The sequence below is a fragment of the Methanoculleus taiwanensis genome, from assembly GCF_004102725.1.
GTDB classification, from domain to species: domain Archaea; phylum Halobacteriota; class Methanomicrobia; order Methanomicrobiales; family Methanoculleaceae; genus Methanoculleus_A; species Methanoculleus_A taiwanensis.
This window is the reverse complement of record NZ_LHQS01000002.1, coordinates 133452-147191: the sequence shown is the minus strand read 5'-3', so window position 1 is coordinate 147191 and position 13740 is coordinate 133452. Positions and strand designations below refer to the sequence as shown.

The 13740-nt window shown below is 59.7% G+C and carries 16 protein-coding genes; 11 read left to right on the top strand and 5 right to left on the bottom strand.

Going from position 1 to position 13740, the window contains the following annotated elements:
• The first annotated feature begins 60 nt into the window (after positions 1-60).
• Both ABH15_RS05505 and ABH15_RS05500 read left to right on the top strand, forming a co-directional pair.
• Complete coding sequence (locus tag ABH15_RS05505) at positions 61-1596, top strand: class I adenylate-forming enzyme family protein (protein ID WP_128693378.1); 1536 nt, start codon at positions 61-63, stop codon at positions 1594-1596.
• A gap of 134 nt (positions 1597-1730) precedes the next feature.
• Complete coding sequence (locus ABH15_RS05500) at positions 1731-2315, top strand: RAD55 family ATPase (RefSeq protein WP_128693377.1); 585 nt, start codon at positions 1731-1733, stop codon at positions 2313-2315.
• Here the strand turns inward: ABH15_RS05500 and ABH15_RS05495 are convergent.
• The 3 genes from ABH15_RS05495 to ABH15_RS05485 all read right to left on the bottom strand — a co-directional run bounded on the left by ABH15_RS05495 (position 2312) and on the right by ABH15_RS05485 (position 5171).
• Positions 2312-3208, bottom strand: coding sequence for a methionine synthase (locus tag ABH15_RS05495; RefSeq protein ID WP_128693376.1), 897 nt, complete (start codon positions 3206-3208; stop codon positions 2312-2314). The genes ABH15_RS05500 and ABH15_RS05495 overlap by 4 nt on opposite strands.
• Positions 3205-4494: an aspartate--tRNA(Asn) ligase gene (aspS, locus tag ABH15_RS05490; protein WP_128693375.1), complete on the bottom strand. Its 1290-nt coding sequence runs from the start codon at positions 4492-4494 to the stop codon at positions 3205-3207. The genes ABH15_RS05495 and aspS overlap by 4 nt, the downstream gene beginning before the upstream one ends.
• A 134-nt stretch (positions 4495-4628) precedes the next feature.
• Positions 4629-5171, bottom strand: a complete 543-nt coding sequence (locus ABH15_RS05485; RefSeq protein ID WP_128693374.1) for a pyruvoyl-dependent arginine decarboxylase — start codon at positions 5169-5171, stop codon at positions 4629-4631.
• A gap of 678 nt (positions 5172-5849) precedes the next feature.
• Between ABH15_RS05485 and ABH15_RS05480 the strand changes: the two genes are divergently transcribed.
• Genes ABH15_RS05480 through nifU form a run of 6 tightly spaced genes read left to right on the top strand, consistent with a single transcriptional unit; the run spans position 5850 to position 8608 of the window.
• On the top strand, positions 5850-6092 hold the full coding sequence (locus tag ABH15_RS05480) for a sulfurtransferase TusA family protein (protein WP_128693373.1): 243 nt from the start codon (positions 5850-5852) through the stop codon (positions 6090-6092).
• A gap of 15 nt (positions 6093-6107) precedes the next feature.
• Positions 6108-6386, top strand: a complete 279-nt coding sequence (locus ABH15_RS05475) for a sulfurtransferase TusA family protein (protein ID WP_128693372.1) — start codon at positions 6108-6110, stop codon at positions 6384-6386.
• Between the two features lie 60 nt (positions 6387-6446).
• Positions 6447-6680, top strand: a complete 234-nt coding sequence (locus tag ABH15_RS05470) for a sulfurtransferase TusA family protein (RefSeq protein ID WP_277749823.1) — start codon at positions 6447-6449, stop codon at positions 6678-6680.
• Between the two features lie 4 nt (positions 6681-6684).
• Positions 6685-7044: a DsrE family protein gene (locus ABH15_RS05465; protein WP_128693370.1), complete on the top strand. Its 360-nt coding sequence runs from the start codon at positions 6685-6687 to the stop codon at positions 7042-7044.
• A 9-nt stretch (positions 7045-7053) separates the two neighbouring features.
• Complete coding sequence (locus ABH15_RS05460; protein ID WP_128693369.1) at positions 7054-8205, top strand: cysteine desulfurase family protein; 1152 nt, start codon at positions 7054-7056, stop codon at positions 8203-8205.
• A gap of 16 nt (positions 8206-8221) precedes the next feature.
• Complete coding sequence (nifU, locus tag ABH15_RS05455; RefSeq protein ID WP_128693368.1) at positions 8222-8608, top strand: Fe-S cluster assembly scaffold protein NifU; 387 nt, start codon at positions 8222-8224, stop codon at positions 8606-8608.
• Between the two features lie 17 nt (positions 8609-8625).
• Here the strand turns inward: nifU and cofD are convergent, their stop codons facing one another.
• Both cofD and ABH15_RS05445 read right to left on the bottom strand, forming a co-directional pair.
• On the bottom strand, positions 8626-9525 hold the full coding sequence (cofD, locus tag ABH15_RS05450) for a 2-phospho-L-lactate transferase (RefSeq protein ID WP_128693367.1): 900 nt from the start codon (positions 9523-9525) through the stop codon (positions 8626-8628).
• Positions 9526-9615: 90 nt separating this feature from the next.
• Positions 9616-10524 (bottom strand): 2-phospho-L-lactate transferase CofD family protein, encoded by a 909-nt coding sequence (locus tag ABH15_RS05445; RefSeq protein ID WP_128693366.1) that lies wholly within the window; start codon positions 10522-10524, stop codon positions 9616-9618.
• A 203-nt stretch (positions 10525-10727) separates the two neighbouring features.
• Between ABH15_RS05445 and ABH15_RS05440 the strand changes: the two genes are divergently transcribed.
• The 3 genes from ABH15_RS05440 to ABH15_RS05430 are packed head-to-tail and all read left to right on the top strand — an operon-like array spanning position 10728 to position 13739.
• Positions 10728-11954 carry an HD domain-containing protein gene (locus tag ABH15_RS05440; protein ID WP_128694299.1) on the top strand — a complete coding sequence of 409 codons (1227 nt, stop codon included), beginning with the start codon at positions 10728-10730 and terminating at the stop codon, positions 11952-11954.
• Entirely contained in the window at positions 11951-12505 is a 555-nt protein-coding gene (locus tag ABH15_RS05435; RefSeq protein ID WP_128693365.1) for a UbiX family flavin prenyltransferase, read from the top strand. The genes ABH15_RS05440 and ABH15_RS05435 overlap by 4 nt, the downstream gene beginning before the upstream one ends.
• Complete coding sequence (locus ABH15_RS05430; RefSeq protein ID WP_128693364.1) at positions 12498-13739, top strand: UbiD family decarboxylase; 1242 nt, start codon at positions 12498-12500, stop codon at positions 13737-13739. The genes ABH15_RS05435 and ABH15_RS05430 overlap by 8 nt, the downstream gene beginning before the upstream one ends.
• Position 13740 lies beyond the last annotated feature (1 nt).

Below are 13740 nucleotides of genomic sequence, written 5' to 3'. Positions count from 1 at the left end.
TATACACTGCGGATCAGCGATGCCGGACTGCCCCCGCATCCCGACCAAAGGGGATACGCTATGCCGAACTGTACCACATTTCTCGACGTCAACGCCTGCAACCGCTCAAAGACCGCTCTGATAATTCCATCCCGCGGAGAGGAGTATTCGACAGCCCGGCTGCTCGATCAGGTGAACCGGATCGGAAACGGGCTTCACAGGATCGGCATCGAGGCAGGTGACCGGGTCTGCATCTACCTCGACAGTTCGCCGGAATATCTCATCAGTTACTTCGCCCTCTGGCGGATCGGCTGCGTTGCGGTACCGACGAACCGTGTCTACCGGGAGGCCGAGCTCCTCTACGCCGTCAGGGATGCCGGGGCTACGGCGATCATCACCGATACTCCCGGCAGCGTCACGGCCGGGAAGATCCGGAAGGAAGCTCCGGCACTGCGGGAGGTGATCGCCGTCGGCGGCGGAGAGGGAGCCACGGCATGGGCAGACCTTCAGGGATCGTCGCCATATCTCCGGCCGGCGCACTGCCGCTTCGACGAACTCTGCCAGATCCAGTACACGTCAGGGACGACCGGCAGACCGAAAGGAGCGATGCTCACCCACGGCAACTGGATCGCGGCGATGGATGCCGAACGGGAAGTGCTCGGCCTGACCGGGGACGATACGTACCTCGGGATCTACCCGATGGGCCACGTCGGCGTGAGCTGGGGGATCTCCGCCCTCCGGGCGGGGGGTTCTTATGTCGTCATGGAGCGGTTCGACCTTGAACCGTATCTCGACCTTGCAGAGCGGTACCGTGCCACTGTTCTCGCCGGGATGCCGCCGGTGATCCACTCGCTGCTCCGCTCGCCGCCCGGCACCGAGAAGAGGCTTGCATCGGCACGGCTGATGATCAGCGGGGGAGGGCCGCTCGTGCCCGCAGTCTGGAGGCCATTCCACGAGCGGTTCGGCATACCGGTCGTCAACGCCTACGGCCTATCCGAGACGATCGTCGTCGGGACGGGGACTGCCATCCGCCCCGAGCACTACACGACGGCAGATGAGTTCCGCAGTGTCGGGACGCCGGTCGGGTTCTCGGAGGTGCGGATCGTCGACGAAAACACCCCCGAACGGGAACTTTCACCGCATGAGATCGGCGAGATCGCTCTCCGCGGCCCTTCGGTTGCGGCAGGATACTGGCAGATGCCCGAGGAGACCGCATCGGTCTTCCTTCCGGAAGGCTGGTTCCTCACCGGAGATATCGGCTACCTCGACGAGAGTGGCATGCTCTTCATTACCGACCGGAAGAAGGATATGATCGTCATGTCGGGATGGAAGATCTACCCGACGGAGGTAGAGAACGTCCTTATGGAGCACCCGGGGGTCAGGGATGTCGCGGTCTTCGGGTGCAACGACGAGCATCGGGGCGAGGTTCCGGTTGCAGCAGTCGTCCCGGCTGAGGGCGGCCTCACTCCCGAGATGATCGTCACATACGCGAAAGAGCAGCTTGCCGGGTATAAAGTGCCCCGGAAGATCCTCATCGTCGACAAGCTCCCCCGGGTGAACGGCTGGAAACTGATGCGAAAAGTTCTTCGTGAACAGTACTGCCCTCCCCGTCCGTGACGGCGGAGGTCGGAAGCAGACTTTTCATACACTTTGGTCTTTGATATCATCGACCGAGAGGGTTCGGTCGTTATGAGCATACTTATATATATCCTGACGGATATGGTTCATAGTTTTTTTGGGGGCATATATACGTGACAGACACAAAAAAACGGCCGACCGGCATTGCCGGTCTTGACCTCACCATCGAGGGCGGGTTTCCGGTCGGTACACGGATAATCGTCTACGGAACGGCGTTAAGCGGCCTTGAGCTGCTGGCGCAGCAGTTCTGGAAGGCTGGTAACGAGGAGTGCCGATACCTGATGCTCGATGCAGAACCGACGGGTGAAATGCACGACGGACGGGAACTCTCGCTCAAGGAGCTCGCAACAGCGATGCGGGGCGAACGTATCGTCGTGGATTCGCTCTCGACACTCATCCACAACTACGGCATCGACGCCGCCGCCGAGTTCCTCGCCCATACCACAAAAGACCGCCTCCGGGAGGGATCGAACATTCTCTTCCTCCTCTACCGGGGGATCCACTCACCGGTGGAAGAGACCTGCCTCATGCGTGCGGCGGATGTGGTCATCGTTCTGCGGCAGGAGCTCCACGGCAACGAGTTCGAGCGGACACTTTCCGTCGAGAAAATAAAAGGGATGAACGTGCCCCAGCGGGCGGTGCCGTATAACATCACCGCGAAAGGGCTCGAACTCTCGACCACCACCAGGGTGATCTAAGCGTACTCGGTCCGCAGCTCGGCGGCCGCCGCGACCATATTTTTGAGTTTTCCAAAAGCTGCCTCCCGGGTCTGCATCCGCAGACCGCAGTCGGGATCGAGGAGCATCGCTCGTGCTCCGAAGATATCGATCCCTTCTTCGATACGCGCCCGGATCGTCTCCACACTCTCGATACCGGGGCTGCTCGAGTCCACGCAGCCATAGCCGACCAGCCTTCCCCGGAGGTCCTTCTTCGAGAGGACTTCAAGATTCCCGGGGTTTACCGCGAACTCGAAGTCGAAGACCGAGACGTTCGCCTTCAGGATATCGTCGATGACCGCCCCGACTCCTCCGCAGACGTGAAGAGCGGTCGGGATGCGGAGCGACGAGACGATAGCGTTCACTGCCTGGCGTCCAACCGCAAGATCCGCCGCACCCGTCGAGAGGATAGGCTCATCGATCTGGAGGAGGATCACGCCGGCAGCCTCGAGATTCCTCGCCTCGACAGCCAGAGCCGAAGCGAGGTCAAGCACCAGTTCCTCACGGTTTCGATAGATCGGCGTCTCGATCTTGAGGGCGTGGGCAAGGGTGGACGGACCGGTCAGGATACCTTTGACCTTCGGATGCTTCGAGATGGCGTACTTCGTATCCGCGACCGTGAGCGGTTTTGCCGGGGGCATCACCCTGCCGACAACCGACTGCCCTTTGATCCCGGGGAGCCGGGAGGTGAACGCCTGCACCATATCCCCCCGGACCTGGCCGTCGGAGATTATGTCGATTCCGGCCGCCACCTGGTCGGCGACCGCGACCTCGACTGCGTGCTTCAGCGGGTCGAGGGAGAGGAGCCCTTTCTTCCCGGAGACCGGGTAGCTGCCGACCACCGTCGTCGGCAGCAGTTTGCTGATGAGGGTCATGGCGTCAGCCGGTGCCGGTCGCGCGGGAAGAGCACGGCCTCACGGATGTTCGGGAGATCGAGCATCGTCATGATCAGGCGCTCGACACCGAGTCCCCATCCCGCGTGCGGGGGCATACCGTACTCGAACGCCTTGAGATAGAACTCAAAACTCTCCGGAGAGAGCCCTTTCGCCCGGATCTGTTCGACGAGAAGGTCGTGCTGGTGGACACGCTGGGCTCCGGAGGAGAGCTCCATCCTCGGGTGCATCATATCAAAGGCCTTCGAGAGCTCGGGGGTATCCGGATACGGCATCGCGTAGTAGGGTTTGATCTCGGTCGGCCAGTCGACGATGAAGTAGTGCTGACCCATCGCTTCACCGATAGCCTTCTCCGCGGCGGTGCCGAGGTCGTCACCGAAGGCGAGTTTCTCCGGAACCGTCCGGTTTGCGATCTCGATCGCCTCGGCGTAGGTGATCCTGGGGAAGGGCTTTGTCGGCATTGCAAGTTCTACCTCAAGGTTTGCGAGCTCGGCCTTGCAGTGCTCGGCAACATACTCGTAGACCGTGACGATGAGATCTTCCAGGAGCTCCATGACATCGTTGTGATCAGCGAAAGAGACCTCCACATCGAGCGAGGTGGCTTCGTTGAGATGCCTGACGGTGTTGTGCTCCTCAGCCCGGAAGATAGGAGCTATCTCAAAGACCTTCTCAAAACCCGCCGCCATCATCATCTGTTTGTAGAGCTGGGGGCTCTGGTTTAAGAAAGCCTCTTTCTCAAAGTAAGCGATCGGGAAGAGTTCCGTTCCGCCCTCGGTCGCCGCCGCGACGATCTTCGGGGTGGTGATATGAATAAAACCGCGGCTGAAGAGGAAGTCGTTGATGGCGTGAACGGCGGCGCTCCGGATGACGAATATTGCCTTCACGCGGGGTTTTCGCACGTCCAGAAACCGGGAATCGATCCGGGTGTCCATCTCCGCGGACACCTTCTCCGCGACGTCGAGCGGCAGCGGGCTTGCGGCGCTGCTGATGATCTCGAACTCGTCCGGCACGAGCTCGCGGCCTCCCGGTGCTTTCTCGATCCCCTTGACCGTCCCTGCTATCCTGACGACCGATTCGCGGGAAACGCTTTTTGCAGCCTCAACGACCGCTTCCGGCGCCTTCTTTTTCGGGATCGTCACCTGGATGAACCCGGTGCGGTCGCGAATGAGAAAGAACGCAAGCCCGCCGAGATCCCGGACTTCGTGAACCCATCCGATGATCTCGGCATATTCTGTCGTCGGAGTGACATCTTGTATTGAAATGCGCATATCAAAACCTGAATACTATGGGTTCTGGTAGATATTTTGTTTTCCGTTCGATCGGGGAGGTGACGGCAGAGAGAAGCGACCTGAGAAGAGCGGTACCATCAGCGGTGCTTTAAAAAAGTGGGGTCGCGGACGAATCAGACGAAGACTGCCGCTGAGATGACCGTCGTCCACTTGCCGTCCATATCCCCTTCGGCAGCCTGGCAGTTATGGGTCGTGTAAATGATCTTACCACTGGCTTTATAGATCTGTTCCCGCTCCTGCCACGCCCGGTCAGGGTCGAACTCTATTCCGAGCGTCGTCGCGAGCATGGTCGCCGCGAGATCCTCTGCGTACTCGCCGCTGATCTCAGATGTCTCGCCGTAAGCATGGTGTTCGGAGAGGTAGCCATATTCATTGCTCTCCTTCGGCATGGCATGCCCGATAGCGGCCGAGATCAGCCGGTTTGGTTCGTTCGTCTCGCTTCGTGCCATCACGACGTAGACGATGGAGCCAGGATGTAGCTCCCGCAGTCCATCCTCCCGGTCAATCAGTCTGCAGTTCGGTGGGAAGATGCTGGAGACATATACCAAATTGTACTTCTCGATGCCCGCCTGTCGGAGCGCGAGTTCAAATGATGCCAGTTTATCTTTATGAACGCCTACACCTTTCGTGAAGAAACACTTAGTCGGAACAAACATTATCGATCTTCTTATCTCTAGAGTTTTTTAATATTTTTGGTACTACTAAGCAGGAATTTAAAAATAAGCCAATAATTCAGTTTTATTCCAATTTAAGAGGGTTTAATGACCCATATGAGCCATAAAGCATAGTATAGCCGTTAAACGTGAACGTGAGGCGAACAGGGGGCAGCAGGAGATATCTCTGTTCCGCCGGGTTTGCCGGAAAAACAGGATTCTTCGGCGATTCTTACCAAAAGAGGCGGAACCCGGAACATAAGCCGATCGGGATCGGGAACTCCGTATAAGCGCATGCCCCGCCAGGAGAGGGAGGGGCACGAACCCCGGCAGGTATCCCACGGGAGACGGAGAGCCATCGGAAAGGTGATCTCCCCCCGTGACGTATCGTCTCCGGTTTCGCACGACCGGTTACAGATCTCCCGATCAATCAGACTCGAAGATCGGGGGAATACTTATATTCTTTGACTTCAGAGACCGTGCGACCGACAGCGATCATGGGTTCGTCACCACTGATGTACAACCCGGAGAGGCAGCTGCAGGTGCCGAACGTTCCGGTACCGAACAGGTCTTGCCAGAACAGATTCCGTCCACCCGTATCCCTCCCGGGGATACCGGGGCATGGCGTACCGGCCGGCTCTTCGCTTTGATCCGACCGATGGGAGAGGAGGAGGCATAAAGATGAGTTCATCAATCGAACCGGCAGCTGAAGTGGACTGTATCGGGCTTTACTGCCCGATGCCGATCGCCATGGCGAAAGAACAGATCGATGCGATCGGTGTCGGGGAGATTCTGAAAGTGGAAGCGGACGACCCCGCCGCAGAGGAGGACATCAAACGCTGGGCACAGCGTGTCGGACACGAGATGGTGGACTTCCAGAAAGAAGGCGGGATCATGACATTCTATATTCGTCGGATGAAGTAAGGGGGACAAAAGACCATGTACGCTGATTTGACGGCAGACTGCATCGGTGCCTGCGAGGCGCCGATGCTCATCGTGAAAGAGATGTTCGGAAGGCTAAAGAAGGGACAGGTGCTGCAGGTCGAGACCGATAAACCTGGCGTGGTGCAGGATGTCACCAGCTGGGCTGAGAGCCAGGGGTTCTCCATCGAAGAGCAGTTAAAGAATGCAGGCGTGACCACGCTGTACATCAGAAAGACTGCAGAATGGTCTGAAGAGCAGGAGAAAACCGTCCAGACGGCCGAGCAGCGACGCTAACGGAGGACGGGGAGTGCTCATTAAGCATCCCCGCCCTTCCTGCAGGGGAGGTGATGTGCGGTGCATGCCGACAGGTACGTTGACTGTAAGGGCTCTTTCTGCCAGGCACCGATGTTTATGCTGAAAGATGGGATGGATCCGCTTGAGCGGGGATCTATCCTGAAAGTCGATGTCGATGCGGAGGCAACAAAAGAGGATGTGAAGGTCTGGGCGAAGCGGATGGGGCACGAGGTCGTGGAGACCGAGAAAGCCTCCGGCGTGACGACATTTTATATACGAAAGGCGGGAACGTGAGAACATGCCCAGACTTCTCTACGTCCAGACAAGCGGTACCGATACCCCGGAGCGGCTCTACGCCCCCTTCGTCCTCGGGATGACGGCCCGGGCGATGGAGATGAATGCGGACATCTTCTTTATGATCAAAGGGGTGACCGTCGTCAAGAAGGGAGAGGCGGAGAAGATCCGGGTCGGGAACTTCCCGGGTCTCGCCGAGATACTGAACCAGGCGATAGCTTCGGGCGTAAACATTTACATCTGCGAACAGAGCACGCAGCTGCTCGGACTTGAGCGGGGAGACTTCATACCGGAAGGAAAGATCGTCGGTGCGGTGACGCTGAACGACCTTGCAATCGATGCAGACGCCGTCATAACCTTTTAGAGCGGGCTTATGGAGAGAATTTACCTCGACCATGCAGCGGCGATGCCGGTCGATCCGCGAGTCCTCGATGCCGCTCTGCCGTACCTGACCGAGAAGGTCGGGAACCCGTCGAGCCTCTACAACGAAGGGCTTACGGCAAAGTCTGCCATCGAGGAGGCACGCGGCAGAGTCGCCGACCTGATCAATGCGGAGGATACCCAGTCGATCATCTTCACGAGCGGCGCCACCGAGTCGAATAACATCGCCGTACGCGGCACTGCTCTACGGAACATCCGCACCGGAAAGAAGATTGCGGCGAGCACGATTGAACATATCTCCGTCATAAATCCTGCGAAAGATCTCCAGAAGAGCGGTTTTGCGTTCGACCGGATACCGGTCGATGCGATGGGCGTCGTCGACCTCGAGGCTTTGAACGGGATCGTGACGCCCGAGACGGCAGTGACTTCGGTCATCTACGCGAACAACGAGATCGGCACCGTCGAACCTATCCCGGAGATTGCCGGGATCGTCCACGACCGGGGCAGATATCTCCATGTCGATGCAACGGATGCGGCGGGCCGGATTCCTATCGACGTGCAGCGTGACGGCATCGATCTCCTCACGCTCTCAGGAAATCAGCTCGGCGGGCCGGAAGGAATCGGCGCCCTGTACATACGCCCGGGCGTCCGGGAGCAGCCGGTGATCTTCGGCGGAGGACAGGAACGGGGGCTCCGGTCGGGCACCGAGAACCTCTTCGGGATCGTCGGGATGGGCGAGGCCGCACGCATCGCCGGAGCCGATATGCAGGGGGAGAGCAGGCGGCTTGCCGGGATACGGGATCGGCTTATCGAAAGGATCCTGACCATCGACGAAGCCTACCTTACCGGCCACCCTGTAAAGCGTCTCCCGCACCACGCCAGTTTCCGCTTCTCCCGCATAGAAGGAGAGAGTATTCAGCTCGCCATGGACATGTACGGTATCGCGGTCGCCACCGGCTCGGCCTGCACCTCGCGAACGCTTGAAGCGTCCCACGTTCTTCTCGCAATAGGCCTTCGGCACGAGGAAGCGCACGGCTCCATGATCGCGACCCTGGGCCGTTCGAACACCATGGAGCAGGTGCCGATGGTCGTAGACGCGGCGAGAGAAACTGTTAAACGGCTGCGCGCTATTACACCGCTGTAATCGAGGTGACGCTCGCATGGCAGAACAGGTAGGCTACAGCCAGAAGGTGATGGAGCACTTCATGAACCCGCACAACGTCGGGGTCATCGAAGATGCGGACGGATACGGCAAGGTCGGCAACCCCGTCTGCGGCGACATCATGGAGATCTTCATCAAGGTGAAGGACGACCGGATCGAAGATATCAAGTTTCGTACGTTCGGATGCGGTTCGGCCATCGCCACGAGCAGCATGGTCACCGACATGGCCAGGGGAAAGACCCTCGACGAGGCGATGACCATCACCCGGAATGATGTGGCCACCGAGCTCGACGGGCTGCCGCCGCGGAAGATGCACTGCTCGAACCTTGCGGCGGATGCACTCCACGAGGCGATAAAAGACTACCGGAGCCGGCAGGGAGCGTAGATCTGCTCCGCCTCCCGTTACCGGCCAAAGATCCGGAGAATATTCTTTGCGAGATCGACGCTTTTGCCCCGGTTGACCATAAGGGTATCGAGGCGGAGCGCGCCGTCGATCTCTACCGGATCGCGGACGTCCTGCACGAAGAGATCGAGAAAATCTTCGTAGAGCCCGAATGTTCCTGCAGATGTCGGTTCGCACCGGAAAGCCCGCATCAGCGCCGCGGCAGGTCCGCTGATCGGCGCATCCCCGATGAACGGGCTGATCGCAACCACATGCTGCTTTTTGAGCGCTTCACGAACACCTGCACACTCGAGAATGGGAGAGATACTGGTCACGGGGTTTGAGGGGCCGATGATCACGGCGTCGCTCTCTTCTATCGCCGAGAGCACGTCAGGCGTCGCCACCGGGGGCTCCCGGGCTCTCCGGACGACACCGGATATCTCCACAGTCCCCCGGTGTTTCACCCAGTACTCCTGGAAGTGGATGCAGCCGTCGGCGGTCTCGACATACGTCGTCACTTCCGAGTCGGTCATAGGAAGAACCGTCGCCTGCACACCGAGGCGCTCTGCAAGCGCCTTTGTTGATGCTGTCAGCGTCATGCCCGAGCGGAGCTGCTCCCCTCGTGCCGCATGTACCGCCCGGTCGAGATCCCCGACCGCGATGAACTCGTCGACGCCGAGTTTCTGCAGGTACTCGTGGGTGATGAAGGTATCACCGCGGATACCCCACCACTTCGTCGTGTCGAGGGTCTCCGCAAAGAGGTAGAGTACGGTATCGATATCGGGAGAGAGGTGATTTCCCGTGAGCCACATATCCTCGGCCGTGTTGACGATCACGCTGATCTCGCGTTCATCCAGCACTTCCTGGATGCCGCGAAGCAGTTTCGGCGTTCCCGTTCCGCCCGAGAGGAACGTAATCATGCAGTTATAGGGGTAATAGACCTTACCTATAAGAAGGTTGTCAAATAGGCCGGGTTAACCCCCCGCAGTATCGTCGATTTCCCGGCGCTTTCACCGTCTTGCATGCCTGATGACCGCCATGAGATCCCATGCAAGCGATTCGGCATTCCGATCACGCCAGACGCGGGTCTCGAGGCGAAGCGACCCCTCGACGACTTCAGGGTCGCGGATATCCTGCACGAAGACGTCCGCGATCTCCCGGTAGAGATGCCAGATGCCCGCCGAGGTCGCCTCCTCCCCTGCAGCCCGCATCAGTGCCGCCTCCGTCGGGTCAGGAGTGGTATCCCCCCGGAACGGGGAGACTGCAATGACGAACCGATCCTGAAGCGCTTCCCGGATACCGGCGCAGTCGAAGATGGGAAGGATGCTCCGGACGGGATTATCCGGCCCGATTATAACGGCATCACTCTCTTCTATCGCCGAGAGAACCTCAGGCGTTGCGACCGGCTCCTCTTCACCGGCACGGACGATCCTCCGGATAGCGGGGTTCTCAAGCCCTGCCCGGCAGTACTCGAAGATTCCCATGATTCCGGTATCCGTCTCCACGAAAGTGGTGATCTCGGTATCGGTCATCGGAAGAATCCGCGCCGCGATACCAAGAGCGGTGCTCTGGAGCCGTGTTGCCTCCGTCGGCGTCATACCCGACCGGAGCATCTCTCCCCGGGCGATCTGCACAGCGCGGACTTTGTCCCCTATCGCGAGCCACTCATCCCCTGCCACCCGCTTAAGGAACCGGTGCGTCGAGAAGGTGTCGCCGCGGATCCCCTGCCAGGTGGCGGTGTTCAGGATACCCGCAAAGAGGAACATGAGTGTCTCGATATCGGGAGCATGGTGGTTGCCGCTGATCCAGAGATCGTCGGCGGTATTGGCAACGACCGCGATCTCGTGGTCGTAGATGACCTGCCGGATGCCCCGTATCAGCCTCGGCGTTCCCGTCCCGCCCGAGAGGAAGGTGATCATAGCAGACGTATGTTTCTGCTAGATGAAGAAGGTTGATCGGATTGCCCGGGCATCGGTCGAAAGGCTCCGGAGTGGCCTGCGTCACACAGAACTCCTTCTCCAAAAGTATCAAGGCGGCACCGACCAATGTATAAAAAACAGCAGACCGCGCAGAGCGGGAGAAACTGATTAATGTGCAGTCAGCACACGCTCACATGAAAGCGATGAAGATCATCAAGGATCCGGTGCACGGCTACGTGGAGGCGGATGCGCTCGCACTTCGCCTGCTCGATACCGGGGAGGTTCAGCGCCTCCGCCATATATCACAGCTCGGATTCGCGAATCTCGTCTACCCCGGAGCGAACCACACCCGTTTCGAACACTCGCTCGGGACGATGCACTTAGCCGCCCTGCTCTCGCGGAAACTCGACCTCACCCCGAACGAACGAGAGCTCGTCACCGTCGCTGCTCTTCTCCACGATATCGGTCATGGCCCGTTCTCGCACGTCATCGAACCCGTCATGGAGGCATATGCCGGAAGAAGCCACCACGAGGTTTCCACCCTGCTGAAGACCGACCCGATAGCCGGGATCCTCGAGGGCGAGGGGATCAGTCCCGCCGAGGTCTGTACCGTGATCGGCGGCCGGCATCGCCTTGCGGGGATCATCCACGGGAGCCTCGATGTCGACCGGATGGACTACCTGATGCGTGATGCACACTACACCGGTGTTCCCTATGGGACGGTGGATGCAGACCGCCTGATCAGGAGCATCATCCTCACCGACTCAGGCGTAGGACTCGAAGAGAACGGCATCAACGCGGCGGAGTCGCTCCTGATAGCCCGGACGCTGATGCGTCCCGCGGTCTACTTCCACCACGTCAGCCGGATCGCGACGAGCATGTTCATCCTGGCCGTCATCGAGCACCTTCGGTCGGTTCCCGCCACCGATCCGGCTGCGATGATGCGGATGGACGACGCCGCCTGCATGGAGATGCTGAAGGCATCGGCGAGCCCGGTTGCCCGCGACCTCGCTGCCAGAGTCTACAACCGCACCCTCTACAAACGGGCGCTCTACGTGGGGGAGGACCGGGTAAACCTGGCCGCCGTCCTGACCGACCTGAACCTTGCAAAGGAGCGGACGATCGGCCGGGAGATAGCCGAATCCGCCGGCATCGAGGAATGGCAGGTGCTCGTCGATATTCCCCCGCTCCCGGGCGAGATGTCGATGGAGGTCAGGGTCAGGAGCAGCCATACCCTGGTGGAGCTCGAGGAGGTCTCTCCGCTTATCAATACCTTAAACGACACGAGAAGGCAGCAGTGGCGCCTCGGGGTCTATGCACCGGCCGAACACCGGACTGCCGTCGAACAGGCGGCTATCGAGGTGCTCCGGGTCAAGCGCCCGACAAAACAGGACAAACTGATGATCGCATACCAGAAAGAGGGTTTATGACGAAAGAATATGTTATCGGGGTTACAGGAGCGAGCGGGGTTATCTACGCCCGCCGCATCCTCGAGGTGCTCTGCGAGAAGGCGACCGTTCACATTGTCATCTCGGACGTCGCCCGCCAGATAGCAGAGATCGAGCGGGTCGACCTTGTCGGGTTCGACGCGATCTACGCCGAGAACAGCGATCTTGCTGCGGATATCGCCAGCGGATCGTTCCGGTATGACGGGATGGCGATCGCACCCTGCAGCATGAAGACACTTGCAGCCGTCAGCAACGGATTTGCCGAGAACCTCATCACCCGTGCGGCGGACGTCTGCTTAAAAGAGAGACGGCGGTGCATCCTTCTTCTCCGGGAGATGCCGCTTTCCCGGATACACTTAAAGAACATGCTTGCGGCCGACGAAGCGGGTGCAACAGTCATGGTGGCAAGCCCGCCGTTCTACCAGAACCCGGAGACGATAGACGACCTCGTCGACATGGTCGCTGCACGGGTGCTGGATCACCTGGGCGTCGAGCACCGTCTCGGCGTGCGATGGAGCGGATACGATGCGTGAATTCATTGAGATGATGCGAAGAAAAGGGGCTGTCGAGGATATCCGCGAGCCGTGCTCGTCAGTCTTCGACGCCCCGAGACGATCGAAAGAGAACGATACCATACTCTTCTTCCACGACGTGGACGGGCACCGGGCGGTCATGAACCTGATGGCCGACCGCTCGGCTCTCGCAGCGGCGCTCGGCGTCGAAGAACGCGATCTGGTTCCCCACCTCGCTAAGGCGACCTACTCCGGCAGAGTGGTCAATGCAGGGCCGCTTCAGGGCGGCAAACCAGCAGATCTCTCCCGCCTTCCGATCATGAAGCACTTCCCCGGGGATGCCGGCCGCTATATCACCGCGGGGATCGTCTTCTCCCGCGAGGGAGAGATCGAGAACGGTTCGATCCACCGGATGATGGTGATCGACGATACAAGGGTCGCAGCCCGTCTTGTCGAAGGACGCCACACCCACACGATGCTCAAAACCGCTCTTGCCCGGGGGGAGCGCCTTCCCGTGGCGGTCACCATCGGCACCCACCCCCTGGTGACGTTTGCAAGCTGCACCCGGGTTCCGGTAGGAAAAGAACTCGCCTACGCAGCAGAGCTCCTGGGCGGAGAAATCACCGTGCGGGAGTGCAGAAACGGGATCCTGGTTCCTGATGCCGAGATCGTACTCGAAGGATATATCGGTACGGAGCGTGCCGCAGAAGGGCCTTTTGTCGATATCACCGGAACCTACGACCCGGTCAGGCAGGAGCCGGTGATCGAGTTCACCGCCATGTATCTCAAAGCCGACCCGATCTATCACGGGATCCTCCCCGCCGGGAACGAGCACAAACTCCTGATGGGAGCGCCGTACGAGCCGAAGATCTATCGGGCGGTCGGCGAAGTGACGACGGTGCGGGACGTACTGCTCACAAAGGGCGGGGCGGGCTACCTCCACGCCGTCGTCCAGATCCGGAAGAACACGCAGGGCGACGCAAAGAACGCCATCATGGCAGCCTTCGCCGCCCACACCTCGCTCAAGCACGTCGTCGTGGTCGACGAGGATATCGACATCTATGACCCGGTCGACGTCGAGTTCGCCATCGCTACCCGTGTCCGGGGGGATACCGATCTTATGGTGATCACGGGAGTGCGTGGTTCGTCCCTCGACCCGACACGGCTTGCCGATGGGACGAACGTCAAGATTGGCCTAGACGCCACGATGGTGATGGGAAAAGAGGACGAGTTCGTCCGGGCAGGATGGGAGTGAA

Bases quoted from the DNA above. Each gene is read 5' to 3' on its own strand.
- ABH15_RS05475 (WP_128693372.1), top strand. From the start codon at position 6,108: ATGTACGCTGATTTGACGGCAGACTGCATCGGTGCCTGCGAGGCGCCG.
- ABH15_RS05505 (WP_128693378.1), top strand. From the start codon at position 61: ATGCCGAACTGTACCACATTTCTCGACGTCAACGCCTGCAACCGCTCA.
- aspS (WP_128693375.1), bottom strand. From the start codon at position 4,494: ATGCGCATTTCAATACAAGATGTCACTCCGACGACAGAATATGCCGAG.
- ABH15_RS05495 (WP_128693376.1), bottom strand. From the start codon at position 3,208: ATGACCCTCATCAGCAAACTGCTGCCGACGACGGTGGTCGGCAGCTAC.
- ABH15_RS05465 (WP_128693370.1), top strand. From the start codon at position 6,685: ATGCCCAGACTTCTCTACGTCCAGACAAGCGGTACCGATACCCCGGAG.
- ABH15_RS05435 (WP_128693365.1), top strand. From the start codon at position 11,951: ATGACGAAAGAATATGTTATCGGGGTTACAGGAGCGAGCGGGGTTATC.
- ABH15_RS05445 (WP_128693366.1), bottom strand. From the start codon at position 10,524: ATGATCACCTTCCTCTCGGGCGGGACGGGAACGCCGAGGCTGATACGG.
- ABH15_RS05430 (WP_128693364.1), top strand. From the start codon at position 12,498: ATGCGTGAATTCATTGAGATGATGCGAAGAAAAGGGGCTGTCGAGGAT.
- nifU (WP_128693368.1), top strand. From the start codon at position 8,222: ATGGCAGAACAGGTAGGCTACAGCCAGAAGGTGATGGAGCACTTCATG.
- cofD (WP_128693367.1), bottom strand. From the start codon at position 9,525: ATGATTACGTTCCTCTCGGGCGGAACGGGAACGCCGAAACTGCTTCGC.
- ABH15_RS05485 (WP_128693374.1), bottom strand. From the start codon at position 5,171: ATGTTTGTTCCGACTAAGTGTTTCTTCACGAAAGGTGTAGGCGTTCAT.
- ABH15_RS05480 (WP_128693373.1), top strand. From the start codon at position 5,850: ATGAGTTCATCAATCGAACCGGCAGCTGAAGTGGACTGTATCGGGCTT.
- ABH15_RS05460 (WP_128693369.1), top strand. From the start codon at position 7,054: ATGGAGAGAATTTACCTCGACCATGCAGCGGCGATGCCGGTCGATCCG.
- ABH15_RS05440 (WP_128694299.1), top strand. From the start codon at position 10,728: ATGAAGATCATCAAGGATCCGGTGCACGGCTACGTGGAGGCGGATGCG.